We start from the raw sequence: 24,689 nt of genomic DNA on the forward strand, positions 1-24,689 counted from the left end.
AATCCTTGTATAGGCTTTATGAACTTAAATCAAGTAACAGTGCCATCCTTAGATATAGAAAAATCTATTTCTTTTTATGAAAAACTAGGGTTGCGTTTAATCGTTAAAGCGTTGCCTCACTATGCTAGGTTTGAATGTGTAGAAGGAGACGCAACTTTTTCTATTCATTTGGTAGAAACACTTTCTGAAGGAGAGGGAGCATACATCTATTTTGAAACATCTAAATTAGATGATGAGGTAAAACGACTTACTCAAGATGGAGTAGTATTTGATCAATTGCCAAAAGATCAAACTTGGCTTTGGCGTGAAGCGAGATTAAAAGACCCTGATGGAAATCAAGTAATCCTTTATTTTGCAGGAGACAACAGAAAAAACCCGCCGTGGAGGATTGGTAATTAGTTAGTCATGTTTCTGATTATAAAAATACAATACGCTACTTTTAAATTTTGGTAGAAACAATCAATAAGAAATATGAGTAATCCAATACTTGATCAAACTTTTGACAGTCAAAATTTTTCTGGTAAAAAATTAGAGTCAAAAGAATATGACAATTGTACTTTTATAAATTGTAATTTTTCTGACACTGATATTTCTGTTGTTACTTTTTTAGAATGTGAATTTAATAACTGCAATTTTGGATCTATATTGATGAAAGCGACCTCATTTCAAGAGGTTCTGTTTTCTGGTTGTAAAATGCTTGGCTTAGATTTTAGTGGATGTAATACATTTATGTTTTCGGTAGTGTTTGATCATTGTAATCTTGATTATGCATCTTTTTTTGGATTCGAAATGAAGAATACTATGTTTAAAAGCTGTAGTTTAAAAGAAGTTGATTTTACGAATGCTAATATTAAAGGAGCTGTATTTGATCAGTGTGATATGGCAAAGACCGTTTTTGATAATACCAATGCTGAAAAAACAGATTTTAGAACAGCCAAAAACTATAGTATTGATCCGGATAATAACATTTTAAAGAAAGCTAAATTTAGTAAGTTTGGTCTCTTAGGATTACTGAGTAAGTATGATTTGGATATAGAATAAGAAGGTAATATGATGTTAAGGTTTCATAAAAAGTATTTCATTTTAACCATTTTAGTGTTTTTGATAGAAATCATCATTGCCATGTATATTGATGATGCTATAATAAGACCATATTTTGGAGATACTTTGGTTGTATTCCTTTTATATTATGGGGTTAAAACTTTTTTCAATTTACCAGTACTAAAGACAGCTTTGTTTGTTCTTTTATTCTGTTATTTTGTCGAAATAATGCAATATTTTAAGGTCATCTATTTTTTAGGTCTACAAGAATCAAAACTAGCTAGAATTGTTATCGGAAGCTCCTTTTCTTGGATGGATATACTGGCATATACATTAGGCTTTTTATTGATCGTATGGCTAGAAAACACTTCGTCTTTTCGTAAATTTTTGGATGTAAAAAATGATTAGTATGCTTTAAAAATATCTAGTAAATCATTATTATTTGCTACTATTATAAACTTTCCTTTCTCATTTTTTATAGACAGCATGTGTCGTGTGTCTTTATTGGTGAAAAAACCGGACTTTTGATTAGAAATAGGACTAAATAGTTCTGTACCATTACCTTTTAAAAAAGAACCAATCCCTGCATCGGCTCTTGTAGTCTCTACTTCTGATTGATAGTTATTACCCGCTACTAACAGATCTTTTATTTGATCTCCATCAAAATCGTCAAATAAAATACTATTGATTGGCGATTGTTGTGCGTCGATAGGTAGTGGAGAAAATTCAAATGCTCCATTGCCGTTGTTTTTAAATATTCCCGAACGAAATTCTATAGCTTGATAATGTAATGCAGAGGTAATACCTTTACCTAAAATTCCACCAAGGTCTTTGTTTGCAAATTCATTGTACGTGGTTATTTTTTTTGCTAAATGTGGTATTTGTTGGGCGGTACAAACTTTCCCTCTAACAGGCACTTGTTTTTCATTATAAAATTTGGCCAGTATGATATCTTCTTTCCCGTTAAAATCAAAATCACGTGTATAAACATGAAAAGGTTTTTCTTTAGAAGCATGAAATTTATAATTTAACCCTAGGTTACCACCTATAATATCTTGATCTCCATCATTATCAATGTCAGCAACTACTATTTTGTTCCACCAACCTGTTATTGAGGATAGTGTTTCATAATGATCACTTTTTAATAATTTGTTGTCTTTATTGATAAAAACCTCGATACCCATCCATTCTCCAGTTACCACTAAATCAGTGGCTTTATCATTATTAATATCTACCCAAACGGCATCGGTTACCATACCTATATCTTGTAGGCCAGGCGCTAGAGCTGGTGTTTGGATAATAAATTTTCCATTATCATTTATTAATAAATAGCTAGAAGGAGCATAGGGATATTTACCGGGTATGACACGTCCGCCAACAAATAAATCAATATCACCATCATTATCATAATCATTAGGAACAACAACTGATCCTGCAGTTATCATTTCTGGTAACTGATTTTTTGATTTTGAAAATTGCCCGGCACCATTGTTTAGATACAATCTGTCTTGCAATAGTTTTGGAGTATTGTTAAATTCATAACTTCCGCTAACGACATATAAGTCTTGATCTCCGTCATTATCTACATCAAAAAAGCAGGCCCCAACATCTTCACGCTGTTTATCTTTTTTAAAATCTAAATTTGAATAAGCTTTAAAATCGCCAGATTTATTCCCTAATAGTAATTGTGCAACGTATCCATGCGCACCACCGATAAAAATGTCGTCGTAGCCATCATTATTCACATCTGATTTTGCTATTGCAGGTCCAGTTTGAGAGAGTTTATGAGGTAATAGTATCTGTAGGTCATAATCGTTAAAGGCAGTTTCAATATGACCAAATCTTGAAGTTGTTTTTTTGAAAATTGTTTTTGTTGTTGTCTTTTCTGTAAATGTATCTTGAAGTGAGGTATCACTAGCATATTTTGCCGTTATTAATTTGTTGCTTGAAACCTTTTGTAACACATGTTGTTTTCCGTCTGGCCATGTGATTTCAATCTTTGAGATTGTATCTTGTTTTTTAAATCCAAAATGTAAAACATTACTAACAGATGACAGAAAACCTCTTGTATTTATTAATTGACGAGATTGTATTGTATTATTTGTAAAGTATACTTTAATTTTTGTTCCTATACCAAAGTTGTTTTTTTTTGGTCCCTCTAGTCTAACTTTTACAAAATTTCCTTTTTGTAATTCGATAGCATTATTTTTAAGAATATTGGCTTTATCATTTATATTATTTACAACTATATCTAAGTCACCATCATTATCTAAATCGGCATAAACGGCACCATTAGAAAATGTAGCTGTAGTATCTACCCATGTTGATGATGTATTTTGAAATGTTTTATTACCCTTGTTTTTAAAGAAGTAATTGGTAAGTTTTTGTTGAGGTAGCATTTTTGCAAAACTGAAGAAGTCTTCTTGAGTTGGTTTTCTACCATTTTTTCTTAATATCTGGAGTATTTCGTTGTTTTTATCTCTATCTATAACATCTCTGTAAACTCCATTAGTGATGTATATATCTTTATAACCGTCTAAATCAAAATCGGCGGCTAATAGGGACCAACTCCAATCAGTATTTGCTATGCCAGACATATGGGCAATCTCGCTAAATGAGTTATTACCATTATTAAGTTGGAGCATATTGTGCATGTATTGTTGATGATATCCATTGGCAACCATTTTATCAAATTTTTCAATAGAAGTCATTGCCATTGTTGTTTTTGACCGAATATAGTCTTCTGGATTCATATCTAATGTCATTAAATCTGGTAATCCATCGTTATTAATATCGGCAATATCACTACCCATGCTATTAAAGGACATATGCTTGAATAATTTATCCCTAGATTCTGTAAACGTTCCATCTCCATTATTAATATATGCTAAATCTGGTACATTAAAATCATTACATACATAGATATCTAATAATCCATCATTAGTAAGATCACCAACTTGAGGATTAAGACCAAATCCTATATCATATACTAGTCCTGATTTTTCAGAAACGTCGGTAAAATGTCCTGTTCCATCATTATTATAAAGTCTATCACTTCCTTTAAGTTGTAATGTTTTTGGATCGTTTTCAACAGCTTTTAGATCGACAACTTTTGATCTACTTGTAATATCAGGGGTATTAGAGATATATACATCAAGATCATTATCATTGTCATAGTCAAAAAAAGTAGCTTGTATTGTACGGTTTTTATCTGCCAGACCAAGAGCTTCAGCTTTTTCTGTAAACGTAAGGTCACCATTATTTATATAAAGCATATTGGCAAATTTATTATCCTCTTCTTGCCAACCACCCCGAGAAATATAAATATCAACAAAGCCATCATTATTAACATCTGCTACGGCAACTCCAGAATCGAAACCTTTTCTTTTTTGTATACCAGCCTTTTTTGTAATATCCTTAAAGCGAAAATCACCTTGATTTAGATATAATTTATTGTCATGAGTGTTAGAAATAAAAAATAAATCCATTAATCCGTCATTATTAAAATCTGCCGCCGCAACACCTCCACCAATGTAGGTATACATGTATTGGTAATAATTAGATTCTAATGTTTCTATTAATTTATTTTCGAAATCAATACCTGATATAGTAGACGTTATTGCTGTAAAGAGTTTTTTTGTTTCTGTTTTATGTTTAGAAATGGCAGAATTGTTTGATTCTGAACAAGCAAGAAAGAGCGTAGTAGTTATAAACACTAGACCGATACTTTTTATATTTCTTAATAATGATTTTATTTCAAAAGTTTTCATGCTTTGTTGTTATCTAGAATCGTATTTAATTGTGGAATATAAAGTACACAACGATAAAGTTACGTAAGACTCTACCGTTGTGTTTAAAAATAACTAATTCAAAATTATTGTATTTCTTTTTGTTTAATTGTTTATACTTGGGTTAAGATCTATTTCTCGTTGCGGAATAGGAGTAAAGTAATTATCTGTGCCAAGAGATCCTTTTATTGGATTTGGTTCGGGTAACAATTCACCACTGTTATTTAATGAGGTTTGTGGTGCTCGATCCGAGAGTGCCTGTTCAACTCGTTCCATTCGCACTAAATCATTCCAGCGTAAATATTCACCAGCAAACTCCCATTTTCTTTCGGTAAATGCTAATTCTGCAAGGTCTCCTGTAGTTACATCTACCGATGGATCTGGAATATTAAAAGGAAGCCCTTCAGATCTTCGCCTAATCATATTTAAAGCTTCCCATGATTCTGGAGTAATGTTTCCTGATCGGGCAGAAGCTTCAGCATAGATTAAAAGAACTTCGGCATAGCGTATAAAGAAGTCATTTCTATCAGTTTGAAAATCTGATAATGGGATATCGTCAATAGGACCTACAATTTTCTTAAAAACCGGTGTTGGTTGATCGCTAAAGTTCTTCCAATCAAGTTCGGTTCTGTATGTGGCTTCTTTTCTTGCACCTTCTGGGAAGTCTTCAAAAAATCTAATTTCTGCAAAGGTTTCTTGCCATCCTTGAAGATCTGACGGATTACCTAACTTTCCGAATTTACGATTAGGTTGACCACAACTTCGGCAATAAGGAATGGTCCAAACCGCTTCGTCATTAAATCGATGTTCTAAAGTCCATAAATCTTCTAAATCTTCAAGTAACGTAAAATTATGCGCTGCACTATTGTCAATTACTTGTTTTGCACTAGAAGCTGCATCAGTATATTTGGCATTATCCTTAACCGGGAATCCTGCCCAATCTAGATATAATCTTGCTAGTAATGCTCTTGCAGAACCGCTGTTTGGTCTGGGAGCTCCAGCATTTACTCCTGGATATATATCGGGTAATCCACTTTCGGCTTTTAAAAGATCTGACTCAATTTGTTCATAAACATCAATCTGTTCTGCTAATCCTAATTGTTGATCTGGGTCTGGAATAATAGGTAAAGGTATTCTTCCATGAATTCTGGCTAAATGAAAGAACATTACACCTCTTAGAAAATACACTTCGGCAATGAGTCGATTTTGAGTTTCTATTTCACTTGGTTCGGTAAGAACTAAACCTTCATTATTTGCCAAAACAGTATTTGCTGCACGAATAGTACTGTAAATTGCTTCCCAGTTATTTCGTACTCTTGAATTGGCTTGAGAAACTAATCGTTGATCAAATTCTCTAAATTCTGCCTTATTACTTCCAATATGCGTAGTAATATCATCTCCAGCCCAAGCTGGAGCATAAAAAGTTGTCATCCAAGAAGCATCATTTAGTTTTGCATGTACCCCAGTAACTCCAAGCTCTAATTCTTGAATTTTGGAGTATGCACCTGGAGCTAATTGTGCAATTGTTGGGTCTTCATCTAAATCCGCACAGCTGCAAAAAGCAGATGCTATTATCAGAAAAGATAATATGGATCTTATATTATATCGGTTTCTGTTATATGTTGTTTTCATAAAATTTGTTTTTTGTATTAAAATCCTACTTTTACTCCAAAAATGAATGACCTTGGATTGGGATAAGCTCCGGCATTTATACCAGCAGCGACATCTACACTTTTATTCCCTGCATTATCATCTGCAGGTACAGATGTAAGCTCAGGGTCATAACCGGTATAATCTGTGATTAAGAATAAATTTTGCCCAGTCACGTATAATTTCACATTAGCATTTATGTGTTTTACGTCTTTAAGAGTGTATCCCAAAGTAAGGTTGCTAAGTCTTATAAAATCACCTTTTTCTACATAACGAGTGGATCCAGCTTCGTTTGGACCTCCTGCGGGTATATCAGTTTCATTTTGTGGAGTCCATTGGTTTAATTGTTCAGGAGCCAAAAAACTTCTTTGATTTCCAGTGTTACCTACAATAACACCTTGTACAGCATTAAGAATATCAAAGTTATGTACCCCTTGAAAGAATACATTTAAATCCCAATTTTTATAAGTAATCGTATTATTAAATCCCCATGTTAAGGTTGGAGTACCATTACCAATAGCTCCAAATAAAATTTCACCATTTTCATCTCTAAGATATTTAGCATCTCCAGGTATTCTCCCAAAAGTAGCTGCTTCTGCAGCTTCAGAGGTTTTCCAAGTACCTAAAAATGTAGTTCCATTAAATTGACCAAGTGGTTGGCCTACTTGGATGATATTCCAAATTCGGCCTTGTCCATCGATACTACCAAAGGTTCCTTGGATTTCATCACGTCCACCTAAGTCAGTTACTTCATTTTTACTATGTGACAGATTAAAATTAGAATTCCAATTAAAATTATCCGTATTGACTACATCTGCTGCAATAGCAATATCGATTCCTTTATTTTCAACTTCTCCTATGTTTTTTGAAATTGTTACATTACCACCATTAGAAGGGATAATCGGATCATCTAAAAGTAGGTCTGTGGTATTTTTTTGGTATGCATCAATTGAGAAATTGATTCTTCCTTTTAGAAATGTAAGATCAACACCTACATTTGTTTGTGTGGTAGTTTCCCATTTTAGGTCTGGATTACCAAAACTATCAGGTGTTACGCCTGGTGTAGCATCTGATCCATTAAAAGAGAAGTTTGCATTTTGTACATTAGGAAAAGTGGTGTACGGGTCTATGTTTTCATTACCTACTTGACCCCAGCCAGCTCTCAATTTTAGATTACTAAAAATAGTACTGTTTTCTATAAATGGCATATTATCGAATGAATATGCTAAAGCCACTGAAGGGAAATACCCTCTTCTGTTATCTGATCTAAACACAGAAGATTCATCCATACGAACCGTACCTGTTACAAATAGAGCGTCGTTGTATATGTATTCACTACGTGCCATTAAAGATTGAATACTTCTTTCTGAAAAATTGTTAAAAACGGTTTGACTAGAACTAGGAGCGGTTTCTGCAAAATAAAATCCACCTGGTACAAAAAGACGAGCAGCAGTATAGCCATTAAAACGATTTTGAATTCCTGAAAATTCATAAACTCCGGTCGCTTTTAAATTATGCTTACCAAATTCTTTCTGCCATGAAAGGATATTACTGATTTGATGTGTAGTGTTTTTGTTATTACCAAAAGTAGCAGTTGGTGGATCAGCTCTAAATGTTCTGTAACTTTCACTAGATCCGTTAAAAGTAGTAACCCCAGCAATTAATGTATAGGTTAGATTTTCTAATATATTGTAACTAAGGTTTATATTGGCATCAATACGATCACTTATATTTTCAACATTTGCCAGTGTTAAGTTGGCAACAGGGTTATAGTTTAAAGAAGCCAGACTACGGTTGGATAGGTTGTTGTAATTTCCGTTTTCGTCAAAAATAGGAGTAGTGGGGTCCCATGACAACGCATTTAGTACCACACTTCCTTGAAATCGCCCAAATTGGTTTAAATCATTTATGGTTGTGGTTCGACTACCAAAAATATTAAAGCCAATTTTAAATTTATCTGAGATATTTGCATTTAGATTTGATCGCAACGAATATCGTTCATAATTTGTATTAATAACCACACCTTCTTGATTAACGTAGTTACCCGATATAAAATATCCAACTTTTCCTTCAGATCCATTCGCAGATAGTTGAAGATTTTGACTTATAGCTGTTTGAAAAATTTCGTCTTGATAGTTGGTTCCTCCATTAGCTTCGAAACCGGCAATTTCTGCATCGGTAAATATTGCTGTTCCACCACCTCGGATTCTTCTGCTGTTTTCTATCCTCGAAAAATCAGCGGCTCCTAAAGTTGGAAGTAATTCTGGAACCGCAGAGATCGTTGTAAAGAAGTCTATATCAATTTTTGCGACTCCTTTACCTTTTTTAGTACTTATCAAAACAACACCATTAGACCCTCTAGATCCATATACAGCAGTTGCAGAAGCATCTTTTAAGACATCTATAGAAGCAATGTCGTTAGGGTTTAAAGTACTTAAATCACCACCTATAAAACCATCTATTACAATTAGTGGATCATTACTACGGTTAATAGAATTTGCACCACGAATCCTTACTTTAATAGCAGAACCAGGAGCTCCATTAGCTTTAGCAACTGTAACACCTGCGGCTCTACCTTGTAAAGCCTCTTCTAAACGGGCTAAAGGTTGATCTTCAAAGGATTTTGCAGATACTTGTGTAACAGCACCGGTTAGATCACTTTTTCTTGCAGTACCATAACCAATAACAACAACATCATCTAAGGATTGCACATCTGCAATTAATTTAATGTTGATGTTTGTTGTATTGCCAATTGTTATTTTTTGAGTTATAAACCCCAAATATGATATTATAAGTTGATCTCCGGTATCGGCAGAAATGCTAAAATTTCCATCAAAATCAGTAATTTGTCCTGTCGATGTTCCTTCAACTAAAATATTTACCCCAGGAATTCCTACATCATCTTCGCCTACAACTTTACCTGTTATTGTTTGTTGTGCATGTGCATCGGATATACCTATTATTAGTGTGAGTAAACAGGTAATGAAACACTTTTTTAATAATTTACTGGACTGTTCTTTCATGATTATAATTTGAATTTGAAAAAATTAATAAAGTATTCCATTCCTTCACTAAAAATTCGTTTTCGAGTAATCACGACACTGTATGTCAATTAATGTTTAAATGTTTTTTAACAAAAGCATTTACCAAAGAACAACTAACAAGTGTTGTCAAGTTAGTATTACTAAATAGAACCTATTATTACTTAGTTTGTATAAATTTTATACTCAAAATTTTAGAAAAGTAAAAGTTTTAAGAAATTTGCTAATCGTTTGAAGATTTTTTTAACGACTAACATATTTTGAGTATACTAATGGTCTTTATTGTTGCTATTCATTTGTGTGTTTTTCTTTAATAAGATGTTCATTGGTTAATAATGTAAATATTTACAATGCACTCTTCCTTAAGTGTGTCATATGGTTTGAAACTTATAACAAATGATTTTGAATTATAAAAATGAATTAAAAAACACTTTTGATGCAATAATTATTTTGGCAATATCTTGCTAAAACTAACAATTTATAGATTTCATGACTTTAGTAAGTCTATGAATTATTTCATGAATTTCTTCTTCATTTAAAGATGCAAAACCAAACCTTATTCCATTATGACCAGAGTTATCATTATCGTAGCGTTTCCATTCGGCATTAAACTCAATGTTTAAGAGTTGGGCTTTTGAAATTACGGTATCCCAATTGTATTTTTTATTTAGTAATACCCAAACAGCCATTCCGCCTTTGGGGATTTGAAAGTCGAAATAATTCCCTAATTTTTCTTTTAAAAGAGCACAAAATAAGTCTCTACGTGTTTTATAGATTTTTAATGCCTTTTTACTATGTCTTTGAATGTCACCAGAAATAATCATACGTGCCATAGTTTGTTCTAAAATCATATCTCCTTGTCGATCTATTATACACCTTAATCTAGCTGCTTCATCGATAAAATCCTTTGGCGCGATCATATATCCGATACGCATAGCTGGAGCTATTATTTTGGTAAAACCTCCGATATAAATTACATTTCCATAGTTGTCATTACTGGCCAGAGGTAGAATGGGGGAGTTGCTATAATGAAAATCATAATCATAGTCGTCTTCAATAATTGCAAAATTGTACTTTTTTGCAAGTTGTAATAAGTGCATCCTTCTTTTTGCAGATAATGTAACTGTCGTAGGGTGGTGGTGATGTGAAGTTACATAAATTGCTTTTATTTTTTTCCTTTCACAAATATTTTCAATTACATTCGTATCTAATCCATTTTCATCAACTGGTACACGTTCTATAATGCCACCAGCTTCAGTAAATGTGTTATCAGATGTCATATAATTTGTTGTTCCTACTATAATCCTATTTGTAGTATCATTAAGAAGAAGTTGACCTGCTAAATACATTCCCATTTGGGTTCCTCTAGTAATTAATATGTTATTTAGAGAAATGTTTAAACCACGTGTTTCATTTAAGTAGTTAACAAGAGTTTTCCTAAGTTCAAGATTGCCATATATAGAGTCATACCCTAAGAGCTTTGTGTAGTATGCTCTTTTAGTAATATTGCGATAGGTTTTAGCAATTTCTTCTATTGGGGCTAATCTATTGTCGGGTACTCCATCGTCTATTCTTAATTCTAATGAATCAATTTTCTGTTCTTTACGAATTAAATGAGGACGATGTATAAAAGAGAAATTACTTTTAGTTTTAGAGTTGGTTTGTAAGCTGTTTTTGCCAAAAGATTGTTGTTTTATTACAGGTAAAGAGCTTTTAATATAGGTTCCTTTTGCAGGTAGAGTTTCTACCCATCCTTGGGCAATTAATTCATCATACGCAGCTATTATTGTTTTACGATGAACATTAAGATCTTCAGAAAGTTTTCTTGAACTTGGTAGTTTGGCAGAAGGGGGGAGTTGACCTGATTTTATAAATCCGATAATTTGATCACAAATTTGTAAATACAGATTGCGATTATTTTTACGCTCTAAAGTGATATTATTTTTAAATGGAAACAAAACTGGACTATTATATATTTACAAACTGGATTATTACAACACACCATAAAACTAATATTTTTGAACAAGAAATAAAACAAGTTTTATTTAAGATGTATTGCTTTAGTATTATTTCGAGATTTAGTTTCTTCTCTTTTAAAGAGAAGAAACTATTTGTAAAGAAACATTAATATATAGATAATTATGGCAGAATATTCAATTTCAGAATTAAACAAAGTAAAGCGAGGTCCAAAAAGAGCTAATTATGATATAGATACAATTAATTCGATTTTAGATGATTCTTTTCTATGTCATGTAGGCTATGTTTATAAAGGTCAAGCCATCGTAATCCCCACGGCTTATGCAAGAAAAGGTGATGTTATTTATATTCATGGATCACTAAAGAATAGAATGATGCTTAGTTTGTTAGATGCTGGTGTAGCAAGTGTTTCTGTAACACATTTAGATGGTTTAGTATTAGCGCGTTCTGCTTTTCATCACTCAGCTAATTACAGATCAGTTTCTATTTTTGGTAGTGTTAGAAAAATTGATGATTCTGATGAAAAAATGGAAGCCTTGGCCTATATTTTAAATCATATGGTTCCTGGGCATTGGGACAATGTTAGACACCCAAATACTAAGGAGTTTAATGCAACCTTGGTTTTAGAAATAAAAATAAATACTGCATCAGCCAAAATTAGAGCAGAAGGAGTAAATGATGAACAAGAAGATCATGATTTGCCTATATGGGCAGGAGTAGTACCTATAAAACAAGTCGCATATGACGCTATTTCTGATACGAATTTACCTCTTGATGTTAAAGTACCAGAAGCTGTAAAGCTTTATGTAAGTAAAAATAAATCAATTTGATATGTTAGAAATAAGACCAGTTTGCGAAAATTGTAAAAAGGATTTGCCAAACACTAGCTCGGAGGCTATGATTTGTTCTTTTGAATGCACGTTTTGTAAAGATTGTGTTGATACCATTTTACATAATGTTTGTCCAAATTGTGGTGGAGGGTTTGAGAAGAGACCTACACGTCCAGTTAATTGTTTAACAGGTAACTGTACAGAAAAGTACCCTGTGTCTACTAAAATAGTGTATAAACCTATTGTTAAAGATAAGTTTAAACAGGTATTAGATTTTTTTATCGATATTGCACCTAGAAAAAGGTAATTTATGATTGAAATTAGGCGGGCAACAATAGACGATACTGAGCAAGTTTCTCTTTTAGGAAGGGAAACCTTTATAGAGTCTTATGGCGGTTTTTTTAAAGAAAAGACTAATCTTGATAGTTATGTAAATGTTTCTTTTTCTACCGAAAAAATAAAAAACAGTTTGGCAAAACAGGAAAACGTATATTGGTTAGTATATGATAAAATAGGAGCTAAAGCTATTGGGTATGCTAAACTAAAATTGGACTCGCCTTCAGAATTTATTAAAGATCAAAACACATGTAAACTACATCGCATTTATTTGCTAAAAGGGTATGAAGGTCAGGGTATTGGTAGTAAACTTCATGAATGTATTATACAGACGGTAACAGAAAAAAAGTATACTAATTTGTGGTTGTCTAATTTAAAAATTAAAAAAGAAGCGGTAATGTTTTATAAAGGCAAAGGTTACGATATGGTAGGAGAGCATAATTTTACTATCGGCGAGGAAACCTTTGAGTTTTGGGCTATGCGTAAAAAACTGTAGTAATTACTCTGAGATTTGTATAGTGTTAATTCGAGCAATAGAATCGCAGTTTTCAATTAGCATTGATATTATTTTCTCTTTAACAAGGCCTTCTATAAAATAAGTCCTACAAGAATCCAGTTTCGTATTACTTTTTGAAAAATCGACATCTCCTTCAAGTAAAAGATAAGATATATCTGCTGTATCAATTTGGTTTGTTTGAATACTATTTTGAACCATTTTCGAAAAGACTCTCTCTTTTATCCTGATATTTTTTAAAACTCTTGATGATGGGCCATAGTCACATGATGCTTTTTTGCCTCCTAAAAAGAAAAATAACAATATAAGTCCAATTCCAAATCCACCTAAGTAGTAAAATAAACGATGAGCTAATTTCATATGTTAAAAAATATGAGCCCAAAAGTAAGTAAAGTTTATTGAATAAATGATAAGGATTTTATAGAGTTATCCGGTTTTTTAAAGAATTAATAAATTAATATCTCTGTAAGATAAATCAAACCAATCTGCAATGGGTTTACTGGTTAAAATACCGTGATAAAAATATAATCCATTTTTTAAACCTCGATCAAATCTTACAGCATTTTCTATACCTCCTTCGTCACCAATTTGTAATAGGTAAGGAGTAAAAATATTACTTATGGATAATGAAGATGTTCTGGCGTATCGCGATGGAATGTTGGGTACACAGTAATGTAAAACACCATGTTTAATAAATGTAGGGTGATCATGAGATGTAACTTCACTGGTTTCAAAACATCCGCCCATATCAATACTTACATCAATTGCAACTGCACCAGCTTTCATACATTCTACCATGTTTTCTGTGATGATAACGGGAGCTCGATTTTTTCCTCTTACCGCTCCAATAACCACATCACATCTGCGTAATGCTTTTAGTAGATTTTTAGGTTGAATTGTAGAGGTAAATAAAGGTCTTCCTACATTAGTCTGGATACATCGCAATTTGGTAATAGAATTATCAAATACTTTTACATTAGCGCCTAACCCTATTGCAGAACGAGCAGCAAACTCACCAACTGTGCCGGCTCCTAAAATAACCACTTCTACGGGGGGTACACCACTAATATTACCCATCATTAGTCCTGATCCTTGAGATGTGGTAGCGCTACTCATTAACTCTGATGCAATTAGTACCGCAGCGGTCCCTGCAATCTCACTTAATGCTCTTACGGCAGGGTAGGCACCATCTGCATCTCGGATAAATTCAAAACCTAAGGCAGTAATTCTTTTTTTAGCTAAGGCTTGAAAATATTCTTTAGATTGTGTTTTTAACTGTAAAGCCGATATCAAAACTGTTTGCGGATTTACATGTTCAAGTTCTTCCAGAGACGGCGGTTCTACTTTTAGTATAATAGGACACCCAAATACTTTAGTTCTATCATTAGTGATTTCTGCTCCAGCTTCACTATAATCTCTGTCTGTAAAACTAGCTCCAATGCCTGCATTGGTTTCTAATAAAACTCTATGACCATGAGCGGTTAATGCTGCAACTGCATCTGGAGTAAGGCATACCCTCTTTTCTTGATAACTTGTCTCTTTTGGGATTCCGATAAACAATTTTCCTTTTTTAGGCGCAACTTCAATCATTTCCTCCTGTGGTAGAAGTTGTTCTTTGGTAAAAGGAGATTTGGATGTACTCATTTGTGTGAAATTCTGTATCTCAAATTACGAATAAAAAAGCCAACAAAACAAATAGTATTAAATTTTTAAAAACCAAGTTTTACTTTAACTATTTAATAAAAGTATTCTTTTGTCATTATTCGAAAGGTTGATTTTTACTATAGAAACGTCTTTTGGAAGTATGTTTGATACTTTTTCTGGCCACTCTATAAAAACCCAATTATTACTATCTAGATATTCTTCAAAACCAATATGATATGCTTCTTCTTCATCTTCAATTCTATAAAAATCAAAATGATAAATAGGCCCTGTTTCGGTATCATATTCATTTACTAAAGAATATGTGGGGCTAGAAATGATATCCTGAACCCCAAGTTGTTTACATATTTCTTTAATCAATGTTGTTTTTCCCATTCCCATATCAGCATCAAACAAAACAATTTTTGTACTTACATTGGTCAATATTTGTTTAGCTACAATAGGAAGATCTTCAAGAGTATATTCTATGGTCATTTTTTAAGTATACTTCAAGAAAGTGAAATACTATCTTGGATTTAAAACTACAAATGGAATAATTATTTCTTCTAAAGAAACGCCACCATGCTGGTAGGTATTTCTATAATAACTAACATAATGATTATAGTTATTTGGATAGGCAAAGAAATAATCTCCTTTGGCAAAAATAAAAGAACTGCTCATATTTATTGACGGAAGATGTACAGTTTTTGGATTTGTAGCCTCTAAAACTTCCTTTTTTTCATAGGTCAAGCTCTTTCCTGTTTTATATCTAAGATTTAAACTTGTGTTTTTATCGCCAATGACTTTAGAAGGGTTTTTTACATTTATAGTTCCGTGATCAGTGGTAATGATTAATTTAAAGCCCATTTGTTGTGCCTGCTGTATCATTTCTAATAATGGAGAGTTTTTGAACCAGCTTTGGGTAAGAGATCGATATGATTTATCATTAGAAGCTAATTCTTTAATAACTTCCATTTCGGTTTTACTATGAGAAAGCATATCCACAAAATTATAAACTACTACCGTAAGATCATTGTCCTTTAATCCTTTAAAATTTGCAGCTAGTGTTTTACCAGACCTTTCATTAGTGATCTTGTAATACTCGTGTTTGATATTCATGCCCAAACGTTTAATTTGTGCAGTCAAAAAGTCATTTTCATGCATGTTTTTACCACCTTCATCAGTATCATCTAACCACAAATCAGGATGTCTTTTTTTCATCTCTGATGGCATTAAACCTGAAAAAATTGCATTTCTAGCATATTGAGTTGCTGTAGGTAAAATACTGTAATATGGTTCTTCTCTTTCTTTTTTGTAGTAGTTGTTAACAGTGGGTTCAAAAGCTTTCCATTGGTCATATCTTAGATTATCAATAACAACTAGTAATGTAGGTTGATCCTTGCTAATCTCGGGCATTATTTTTTCCTTAAATAATGTATGAGACATTACAGGAGGATGATTTTTGCCATCAAACCAATCTGGATAGTTTTTGTCTATAAATTTACAGAATTGTGAGTTTGCTTCTGTTTTTTGAGATTCTAAAATTTCAAACATTCCCGTATCTTCGATATCTTCTAATTGCATTTCCCAATACAATAATCTCTGATAAAATTCTGACCACTCTTCAAAAGAATTCACCATGGCCATATCCATAGCAATTTTTCTAAATTCTTGTTGATAGTTTGATGTGGTCTTTTCAGAAACCAAACGAGAGTTATCTAAGTTTTTCTTTAAACTTAATAATATTTGATTTGGATTTACGGGTTTGATAAGGTAATCTGCTATTTTACTACCAATAGCTTCTTCCATGATGTATTCTTCTTCACTTTTAGTGATCATGACAACAGGAATACTATCTTTCTTTTCCTTAATTTCAGATAAAGTCTCTAGTCCAGAGAGACCAGGCATATTTTCATCTAAAAAAATAATATCAAAATTGTGGTCATCTATAATTTCTATAGCTTCAGTTCCACTTTGACATTTGGTAACTTCGTAGTTTTTTTTCTCTAAAAATAATATATGTGGTTTAAGTAAATCAATTTCGTCATCTACCCAAAGGATCTTTATTTTACTCATTAATTCTAATTTTAATTATCTGAAAATTCAATGTATAACTTATCTCTATGTTTTTATATTGCCAGCCGACTTAAATTTGGTTCGAAATGTTCTATATGAACTGCATATATGTATATTTGCTTTTGTAAAAGTAAAGTAAACTTGAAAAAAAGAAATAAGCTAAAAATATTAAACGACCCAATTTACGGTTTTATTACCATACCTAATGAACTTATTTTTGATCTTATAGAACATAAATATTTTCAAAGATTAAGACGCATCTCTCAAATGGGATTATCGTATTTAGTCTACCCTGGGGCACATCATACACGTTTTCATCATGCTTTAGGTTGTATGCACTTAATGCAGAAAGCAGTGAGAGTTCTTCGTTTTAAGGGGGTTAACATTTCTGAAGAAGAAGAAGAAGCATTATATGTAGCAATTTTATTGCATGATATAGGACATGGTCCTTTTTCACATGCAATGGAACATAGCATAGTAAACGAAGTTAATCACGAATCAATTTCTCTGATGTTTATGGAGAAAATTAATGAAGAATTTAACGGTAGTTTAACGCTTGCTATTCAAATTTTTAAAGGAGAATACGATCGTAACTTTTTGCATCAGTTAATTTCTGGACAATTGGATATGGATCGATTAGATTATTTAAAAAGAGATAGTTTTTATACAGGAGTATCCGAAGGTAATATTAATAGTGAACGATTAATCACTATGATTACTGTTGTAAATGATGAATTAGTTATTGAAGAAAAAGGAATTTACTCTGTTGAGAAATTTTTATTAGCCAGGAGATTGATGTATTGGCAAGTTTACTTGCATAAGACGAGTTTGGTAGCCGAGAATTTATTGATAAGAGTTTTACAGAGAGCAAAAGAACTTGTTAATAGTGGAGTAAAACTGCCGGCTAGCAAGGCATTATCGTTTTTTTTAGAAAACAGAATTACATTTGATAATTTTACACCAGAAGTACTAGAATTGTTTTCAAGGTTAGACGACTACGATGTAGTTTCTGCAATGAAAGAATGGGTGTATTCTGATGATTTTGTATTAAAAACATTATCAGCAATGATTATAGAGAGAGATTTGTTGAAAATAAAAATCAAGAAAAAGCCTTTTAAAACGGAAAGTAAACAAAAACAGATTGAAAAAATAAAAGATAAATATCAAATTTCTGATGAAGATGCACGTTATTTTGTTTTTGAGGGAACAATTTCGAATCAAGCTTATCATCAAAATAAACAGAATATAAATATTCTTTTTAAATCAAGAAAGATTGTTGATATCGTCGAAGCAACAGATGAGTATAATCTTGAGGCTTTGTCAAAACCTGTTAAGAAATATTTTATGTGCTCTCCAAAGTACAAACATTAACACATTTTTTATACTTTTGCTAGAATGATTTTTACAGCCACACAAATTGCGGGTATTTTAAACGGTGAAATTGAAGGTGATGAGACCGTTGAAGTATCTAAGCTAGCTAAAATAGAGGAAGGAACTAAAGGGTCACTTACTTTTTTGTCCAATCCTAAATATACTCAGTACATATATTCAACAGATGCTTCAATTACTATTGTAGATAAATCCTTTGAAGCTGAATCAGGTATTAAGACCACATTAATTAGAGTTGAAGATGCCTACAAAGCTTTCTCTCAATTATTAGAGTACTATAATATGGTTAAGATGAATAAAAGCGGGATAGAACAACCTAGCTTTATTTCAGAAACGGCTTCTTATGGTGATAATATATATTTTGGAGCTTTTTCTTATTTAGGAGAAAATGTAAAGATTGGTCAAAATGCTAAAATTTATCCTAACGTATATATCGGTGATAATGTTACAATAGGAGATGATGTTGTCGTTTTTTCAGGAGCAAAAATATATTCAGAAACTGTAATAGGAAAGGGTTGCGTCGTACATAGTGGTGCAATAGTTGGAGCAGATGGGTTTGGATTTACACCTAATGAAAAAGGAGAATATAGTAAAGTTCCGCAGACAGGTAATGTTATTATAGAAGATTATGTAGATGTTGGTGCAGGAACAACAATAGATAGAGCTACATTAGGTTCTACTATCATACGTAAAGGCGTTAAATTAGATAACCAGATACAAATAGCTCATAATGTTGAAATAGGAGAACACACTGCTATTGCAGCACAAACCGGTATTGCTGGATCTACTAAGATTGGTAAGTATTGCCTAATTGGAGGTCAAGTAGGTATCGCTGGACATTTAACTATAGGCAATAAAGTAAGAATACAAGCACAATCAGGTATTGGAAGAAATATTAAAGATGGTGAAGCTATTCAAGGATCTCCTGCTTTAGGATATTCGGATTACAATAAATCATATGTACATTTTAAAAATCTACCTAAAATAGTAGATAGAGTATACAAACTAGAGAAAAAGATAAGTAATAATGAGTGATGTTGTTGTAAGCAAACAAAGAACCATTAAAAAGGAAGTAACCCTTACTGGAGTAGGATTACATACAGGAAAAGAAGTAACGTTAACTTTTAAACCTGCACCCGAAAATCATGGATATGCATTTTGCAGAGTTGATTTAGAAGGAAATCCTATCATTGAAGCAGATGCTAATTATGTGGTAAATACACAAAGAGGCACAAATCTTGAAAAGAATGGGGTTAGTATCCAAACATCTGAGCATGTTCTGGCTGCCTGTGTTGGTTTAGAAATTGATAACCTTTTAATAGAGCTAGATGCATCAGAGCCACCTATTATGGATGGTTCTAGTAAGTTTTTTATCGAGGCCTTAGAAAAAGCAGATATAGTCGAGCAAGATGCAGAAAGAGAAGAGTATGTCGTAAAAGATGTAATATCATATACAGATGAAGAGTCTGGAAGTGAAATTATTGTAATGCCTTCAGAAGAATATCAGGTAACTACAATGGTTGATTTTGGGACTAAAGTTTTAGGAACCCAAAATGCATCTTTAAAAAGACTTTCTGATTTTAAAACAGAAATAGCCGATGCAAGAACATTTAGCTTTTTACACGAATTAGAAATGCTTTTAGAGCATGGATTAATAAAAGGAGGCGATTTAAATAATGCCATTGTTTATGTTGATAAAGAGTTAAGTCCAAATACCATGGAAAAACTTAAAGTTGCTTTCGGAAAAGATTCTATAGCAATTAAACCAAATGGTATTTTAGATAACCTTACTTTACATTATCCTAATGAAGCTGCACGACATAAGTTATTAGATGTTATAGGTGATTTAGCACTTATCGGAACTAGGATTAAAGGTAAAATAATAGCAAATAAACCAGGTCATTTTGTAAATACCCAATTTGCCAAGAAACTTTCAAAAATAATAAAGATTGAAAAAAGGAATAAAGTTCCGCAGTTTGATCTTTCTAAGCCTCCGTTAATGGATATTAATAAGATAATGGATATGTTACCGCATAGATCACCATTCTTATTAATAGATAGGATTTTAGAGATGTCAGATAAACATGTGGTTGGTTTAAAGAATGTAACCATGAACGAACCCTTTTTTGTAGGACATTTTCCTGGAGCACCCGTTATGCCAGGAGTATTGCAAGTAGAGGCAATGGCACAAACAGGGGGTATATTAGCTTTAAGTACAGTACCTGATCCAGAAAATTATCTTACCTATTTCATGAAGATAGATAAGGTAAAATTTAAACAACAGGTATTACCTGGTGATACTTTGATTTTTAAATTAGAATTAATAACACCAATTCGGAGAGGTATATGTCATATGCAAGCATTTGCCTATGCTAATGGTAAATTAGTCACCGAGGCAGAACTCATGGCACAAATTGTCAAATCAAAATAAATTAATAAAATATAAACATAACCAATGAATCAACCTTTAGCATATGTTCATCCGGGAGCAAAAATTGCAAAAAATGTTGTCATAGAACCCTTTACAACAATTCATAATAATGTAGTAATAGGAGAGGGTACATGGATAGGCTCTAATGTAACGATTATGGAAGGTGCCCGTATTGGGAAAAACTGTAGTATTTTTCCGGGAGCTGTTATTTCTGCAACACCTCAGGATAAGAAATTTAATGACGAAGATACGATAACAGAAATAGGAGACAATACAACTATTCGTGAATGTGTCACTATAAATAGAGGTACAGCCGATAGAATGAAAACCAAAATTGGTAAAAACTGTTGGATCATGGCTTATTGCCATATTGCACATGATTGTATTGTTGGGGATAATTGTATATTTTCAAATAATAGTACACTAGCAGGACATATTAATGTAGGTGATTATGTAGTGCTTGCAGGTATGGCAGCAGTACAACAATTTTGTAGTATAGGAAATCACGCTTTTGTCACAGGTGGGTCATTGGTTCGTAAGGACGTTCCTCCATATGTAAAAGCAGCTCGTGAACCATTATCATATGTAGGAATTAATTCTATTGGTTTACGAAGAAGAGGATTTACAACAGAAAAAATTAGAGAAGTACAGAACATATATAGAATTTTGTATCAACAAAATTATAATAACACTCAAGCAGTAGCTATTATCGAAGCAGAAATGGAAGCTACACCTGAGCGAGATGAAGTTTTAGAATTTATTAAAAATTCTCAAAGAGGAATTATGAAAGGCTATTTTTCAAATTAAGAGAATAAGTCGATAAGTAATAATAACAGCAAAATAAAGAAATAGAATAATGGCAAGTACAAGTGATATCAGAAATGGATTGTGTATTAAATACAACCACGACATTTATAAAATTATTGAGTTTTTACATGTGAAACCAGGAAAAGGACCTGCTTTTGTTAGAACTAAACTTAAAAGTGTTACTACAGGAAAAGTGGTTGATAATACATTTTCTGCAGGGCACAAGATTGAAGATGTTAGAGTTGAAACACATAAATTTCAATATTTGTATGCCGAAGGAGATACATATCACTTCATGAATACTGAAGATTATAATCAAATTACTTTAGAAAAGTCTTCTTTAGATGCTCCAGGATTATTAAAAGAAGGAGAAGTAGTTACCGTGATAATCAATTCTGAAGATCAAATGCCATTATCTGTAGAAATGCCAGCAAGCGTAATTCTTGAAGTAACAGCAACAGAACCTGGTGTAAAAGGAAATACGGCAACAAATGCAACAAAACCGGCTACAGTAGAAACAGGAGCAGAAGTAATGGTACCTCTATTTATAAATGAAGGGGATAAAATTAAAGTTGAAACAGAAAAAGGTACTTACAAAGAACGTATTAAAGAATAATTAATATAGACTATTAAAATAGAATAACTCTAAAAACCAAAGGCAAAACCTTTGGTTTTATTGTTTTATAAATATAAGTTTGTGCAAAACATAAAAAATTAACGTATTAATCCTAAAGATTAATATTTTCAATTAACCAAATGAGATTTCCGCAAAAACATACATTACAGCAAATAGCGACTATAATTTCTAGCGAATACATCGGGGATCCTGATTTTCCTGTACTAGGAATGAATGAGATTCACGTAGTTACTCCTGGAGATATTGTATTTGTTGATCACCCTAAATATTACGATAAGGCTCTACAATGTGCTGCTACAATCGTGTTGATTAATAAAAAAGTAGAGTGTCCAGAAGGGAAAGCTTTGTTGATTTCTGATGACCCTTTTAGAGATTTTAATTTATTAACTAATTATTTCAAACCTTTTGAAAAATCAAATAGTCTAATTTCAAGTTCGGCTAAAATTGGAAAAAATACAATTATACAACCAGGAAGCTTTATAGGTAATAATGTTACTATTGGTGATAATTGCCTTATTCATGCTAATGTTAGTATATATGACAATACAAGTATCGGAAATAATGTAACAATCCACTCAGGAACGGTTCTAGGTGGAGATGCATTTTATTATAAAAATAGACCCGAAGGTTTTGATAAGTTGCTTTCTGGAGGAAGAGTTGTTATAGAAAATAATGTCGATTTAGGAGCGTCATGTACTATTGATAAAGGGGTTACAGGAGATACTACAATTAAAGAAGGAACGAAGATTGATAATCAAGTGCATATCGGGCATGATACTGTAGTTGGTAAAAAATGTTTAATTGCATCACAAGTTGGTGTTGCTGGATGTGTGGTTATTGAGGATGAAGTTACTATTTGGGGACAAGTAGGTATCACCAGTGATGTAACTATAGGAAAGAAAGCTATTATTTCGGCCCAATCGGGTGTAAGTAAATCTTTACCAGGAAATAAAAGTTACTTTGGAACACCAGCAGATGATTTTAGGAAAAAATACAAGGAAATTGCAGCAATAAGGCAAGTTCCTGATCTAATAGAAAAATTAAAAGAGAATGGGTAAAACAGGAAAGGATATAGTAAAGTCTTTTTATGAAGCTGATCTAATACACGACGCTGAAGCTTTTTCGAAGTATTTACATCCTGATATAGAGCTATATTGGAATAGTAGCTTTGGGTTCAGCAAGAAAAATTTTGAAGATATTAAAAAGATGTTTACCGACATGGCTGTGTCGTTTGAGACGTTTAGGTGTGAGATTAGTCATCTTATTGCAGAAGAAAACCAAGTTTCAATTCGATATACATACTTTGCAAAAACTATAGAAAACCCTGATAAAGAGGATGCTATTGCTCATTTTATTGCTATTTGGGAACTTAAGGAAGGTAAACTTTATAAAGGGTACCAAATTAGTCAACAAGGTGATAATACCCCAGAAAGTATGAAGTCATTTATTTCTCAATAATAAATAATATTAAAAGAAATTTTTTTTGATTTTCATTTTAACGATAGTATACAAAAGCTTACTTTTGAAACTCTAAAAGAAATTAAAAAAATAATAACGCAATGAGTGTTTTAGTAAATAAAGATTCAAAAATTATTGTTCAAGGATTTACAGGTAGTGAAGGTACATTTCATGCTACGCAAATGATTGAATATGGTACTAATATTGTTGGTGGAGTTACTCCTGGTAAAGGAGGACAAGTACATCTTGATAAACCTGTTTTCAATACGGTAGAAGATGCTGTTAAAGAAGTAGGTGCTGATACTACAATAATTTTTGTGCCACCTGCGTTCGCTGCAGACGCTATAATGGAAGCAGCAGATGCTGGTATTAAAGTTATTATTACAATTACAGAAGGTATTCCTGTGGCTGATATGATCAAGGCCTCAGATTATATAAAGAGTAAAGAATGTAGACTTATTGGACCTAACTGTCCGGGAGTAATTACACCTGGAGAAGCAAAAGTTGGTATTATGCCAGGTTTTGTATTCAAGAAAGGTAGAGTTGGTATTGTTTCTAAATCAGGAACATTAACATATGAAGCGGCGGATCAGGTTGTAAAACAAGGTTTAGGAATTACTACTGCAATTGGAATCGGAGGAGATCCTATCATTGGTACTACAACAAAAGAAGCAGTTGAGCTTTTAGTAAATGACCCTGAAACAGAATGTGTTGTTATGATTGGTGAAATTGGTGGACAGCTTGAAGCCGATGCTGCAAAATGGATAAAAGAAAGCGGTACTACTAAGCCAATAGTTGGGTTTATAGCAGGTGAAACTGCACCAGCAGGACGTACAATGGGACATGCAGGAGCAATAGTAGGCGGTAGCGAAGATACTGCTGCAGCTAAAAAAGCTATTATGAGAGAATGTGGTATTCATGTTGTTGATTCTCCAGCAGAAATAGGAAAAAAAGTAGCAGAAGTTATTGGATAATAGCTTTAACAAGATATCAGAACCTCTAAGTTACGTACTTAGGGGTTTTTTTTTGAAAAAAAACAAATGTTAAAAATTTATTAAAAATTAAAATAATTC

22 protein-coding genes are annotated in these 24,689 nt (G+C 32.5%); 14 read left to right on the forward strand and 8 right to left on the reverse strand.

The genetic code is table 11. The features are described from left to right. The first annotated feature begins 18 nt into the window (after positions 1-18). The 3 genes from AWE51_RS03320 (at position 19) to AWE51_RS03330 (ending at position 1,449) form a co-directional block, all read left to right on the forward strand. Entirely contained in the window at positions 19-399 is a 381-nt protein-coding gene (locus AWE51_RS03320; protein ID WP_066309440.1) for a VOC family protein, read from the forward strand. 72 nt (positions 400-471) lie between these two features. Continuing rightward, positions 472-1,041, forward strand: a complete 570-nt coding sequence (locus tag AWE51_RS03325; RefSeq protein WP_066309442.1) for a pentapeptide repeat-containing protein — start codon at positions 472-474, stop codon at positions 1,039-1,041. A 9-nt stretch (positions 1,042-1,050) separates the two neighbouring features. Beyond that, positions 1,051-1,449, forward strand: a complete 399-nt coding sequence (locus AWE51_RS03330; RefSeq protein WP_066309445.1) for a ribosomal maturation YjgA family protein — start codon at positions 1,051-1,053, stop codon at positions 1,447-1,449. Here the strand turns inward: AWE51_RS03330 and AWE51_RS03335 are convergent. The 4 genes from AWE51_RS03335 to pdxR form a co-directional block, all read right to left on the reverse strand. Further along, entirely contained in the window at positions 1,446-4,811 is a 3,366-nt protein-coding gene (locus AWE51_RS03335; RefSeq protein ID WP_066309446.1) for a VCBS repeat-containing protein, read from the reverse strand. The two genes, AWE51_RS03330 and AWE51_RS03335, sit on opposite strands and share 4 nt — an antisense overlap. 123 nt (positions 4,812-4,934) lie before the next feature. Next, positions 4,935-6,461 carry a RagB/SusD family nutrient uptake outer membrane protein gene (locus tag AWE51_RS03340; protein ID WP_066309449.1) on the reverse strand — a complete coding sequence of 509 codons (1,527 nt, stop codon included), beginning with the start codon at positions 6,459-6,461 and terminating at the stop codon, positions 4,935-4,937. Between the two features lie 17 nt (positions 6,462-6,478). Further along, complete coding sequence (locus AWE51_RS03345) at positions 6,479-9,502, reverse strand: SusC/RagA family TonB-linked outer membrane protein (RefSeq protein ID WP_066309455.1); 3,024 nt, start codon at positions 9,500-9,502, stop codon at positions 6,479-6,481. A 488-nt stretch (positions 9,503-9,990) separates the two neighbouring features. Further along, positions 9,991-11,478 (reverse strand): MocR-like pyridoxine biosynthesis transcription factor PdxR, encoded by a 1,488-nt coding sequence (pdxR, locus tag AWE51_RS03350; RefSeq protein ID WP_066309456.1) that lies wholly within the window; start codon positions 11,476-11,478, stop codon positions 9,991-9,993. Positions 11,479-11,661: 183 nt separating this feature from the next. Here pdxR and AWE51_RS03355 point away from each other — a divergent pair, with 183 nt between their 5' ends. Genes AWE51_RS03355 through AWE51_RS03365 form a run of 3 tightly spaced genes read left to right on the forward strand, consistent with a single transcriptional unit; the run spans position 11,662 to position 13,159 of the window. Next, positions 11,662-12,327, forward strand: coding sequence for a pyridoxamine 5'-phosphate oxidase family protein (locus AWE51_RS03355; protein ID WP_066309458.1), 666 nt, complete (start codon positions 11,662-11,664; stop codon positions 12,325-12,327). A 1-nt stretch (position 12,328) separates the two neighbouring features. After that, positions 12,329-12,634, forward strand: coding sequence for a DUF1272 domain-containing protein (locus AWE51_RS03360; protein WP_066309460.1), 306 nt, complete (start codon positions 12,329-12,331; stop codon positions 12,632-12,634). A 3-nt stretch (positions 12,635-12,637) separates the two neighbouring features. Further along, complete coding sequence (locus AWE51_RS03365; RefSeq protein WP_066309463.1) at positions 12,638-13,159, forward strand: GNAT family N-acetyltransferase; 522 nt, start codon at positions 12,638-12,640, stop codon at positions 13,157-13,159. A gap of 3 nt (positions 13,160-13,162) precedes the next feature. Here the strand turns inward: AWE51_RS03365 and AWE51_RS03370 are convergent, their stop codons facing one another. The 4 genes from AWE51_RS03370 to porX all read right to left on the reverse strand — a co-directional run bounded on the left by AWE51_RS03370 (position 13,163) and on the right by porX (position 16,894). After that, on the reverse strand, positions 13,163-13,537 hold the full coding sequence (locus AWE51_RS03370) for a DUF4258 domain-containing protein (RefSeq protein ID WP_066309466.1): 375 nt from the start codon (positions 13,535-13,537) through the stop codon (positions 13,163-13,165). 78 nt (positions 13,538-13,615) lie between these two features. Then, positions 13,616-14,821: an alanine dehydrogenase gene (locus AWE51_RS03375; RefSeq protein ID WP_066309469.1), complete on the reverse strand. Its 1,206-nt coding sequence runs from the start codon at positions 14,819-14,821 to the stop codon at positions 13,616-13,618. An 84-nt stretch (positions 14,822-14,905) separates the two neighbouring features. Beyond that, the gene (gene tsaE, locus AWE51_RS03380) at positions 14,906-15,313 is read right to left on the reverse strand and encodes a tRNA (adenosine(37)-N6)-threonylcarbamoyltransferase complex ATPase subunit type 1 TsaE (protein ID WP_066309470.1); all 408 of its coding nucleotides are present in this window, start codon (positions 15,311-15,313) and stop codon (positions 14,906-14,908) included. A 30-nt stretch (positions 15,314-15,343) separates the two neighbouring features. Continuing rightward, positions 15,344-16,894 carry a T9SS response regulator signal transducer PorX gene (gene porX / locus AWE51_RS03385; RefSeq protein WP_066309473.1) on the reverse strand — a complete coding sequence of 517 codons (1,551 nt, stop codon included), beginning with the start codon at positions 16,892-16,894 and terminating at the stop codon, positions 15,344-15,346. 141 nt (positions 16,895-17,035) lie between these two features. Between porX and AWE51_RS03390 the strand changes: the two genes are divergently transcribed. The 8 genes from AWE51_RS03390 to sucD all read left to right on the forward strand — a co-directional run bounded on the left by AWE51_RS03390 (position 17,036) and on the right by sucD (position 24,590). Continuing rightward, a complete protein-coding gene (locus tag AWE51_RS03390) occupies positions 17,036-18,265 on the forward strand; it encodes an HD domain-containing protein (RefSeq protein WP_066310943.1) in 1,230 nt (409 codons plus the stop codon). Positions 18,266-18,289: 24 nt separating this feature from the next. Beyond that, positions 18,290-19,318: a UDP-3-O-(3-hydroxymyristoyl)glucosamine N-acyltransferase gene (gene lpxD / locus AWE51_RS03395; protein WP_066309474.1), complete on the forward strand. Its 1,029-nt coding sequence runs from the start codon at positions 18,290-18,292 to the stop codon at positions 19,316-19,318. Next, positions 19,311-20,714, forward strand: a complete 1,404-nt coding sequence (locus AWE51_RS03400) for a bifunctional UDP-3-O-[3-hydroxymyristoyl] N-acetylglucosamine deacetylase/3-hydroxyacyl-ACP dehydratase (RefSeq protein ID WP_066309475.1) — start codon at positions 19,311-19,313, stop codon at positions 20,712-20,714. The genes lpxD and AWE51_RS03400 overlap by 8 nt, the downstream gene beginning before the upstream one ends. A 24-nt stretch (positions 20,715-20,738) precedes the next feature. Further along, positions 20,739-21,521 (forward strand): acyl-ACP--UDP-N-acetylglucosamine O-acyltransferase, encoded by a 783-nt coding sequence (lpxA, locus tag AWE51_RS03405; protein WP_066309476.1) that lies wholly within the window; start codon positions 20,739-20,741, stop codon positions 21,519-21,521. Positions 21,522-21,570: 49 nt separating this feature from the next. Next, positions 21,571-22,137 (forward strand): elongation factor P, encoded by a 567-nt coding sequence (gene efp / locus AWE51_RS03410; protein WP_066309478.1) that lies wholly within the window; start codon positions 21,571-21,573, stop codon positions 22,135-22,137. Positions 22,138-22,277: 140 nt separating this feature from the next. After that, complete coding sequence (locus AWE51_RS03415; RefSeq protein WP_066309481.1) at positions 22,278-23,216, forward strand: UDP-3-O-(3-hydroxymyristoyl)glucosamine N-acyltransferase; 939 nt, start codon at positions 22,278-22,280, stop codon at positions 23,214-23,216. Then, positions 23,209-23,616 carry a nuclear transport factor 2 family protein gene (locus tag AWE51_RS03420; protein ID WP_066309484.1) on the forward strand — a complete coding sequence of 136 codons (408 nt, stop codon included), beginning with the start codon at positions 23,209-23,211 and terminating at the stop codon, positions 23,614-23,616. Before AWE51_RS03415 ends, AWE51_RS03420 begins: the two co-directional genes overlap by 8 nt. Positions 23,617-23,717: 101 nt before the next feature. Next, positions 23,718-24,590 (forward strand): succinate--CoA ligase subunit alpha, encoded by an 873-nt coding sequence (gene sucD, locus AWE51_RS03425; protein WP_066309485.1) that lies wholly within the window; start codon positions 23,718-23,720, stop codon positions 24,588-24,590. Positions 24,591-24,689: the final 99 nt, after the last annotated feature.

This window comes from Aquimarina aggregata (assembly GCF_001632745.1).
GTDB lineage: Bacteria > Bacteroidota > Bacteroidia > Flavobacteriales > Flavobacteriaceae > Aquimarina > Aquimarina aggregata.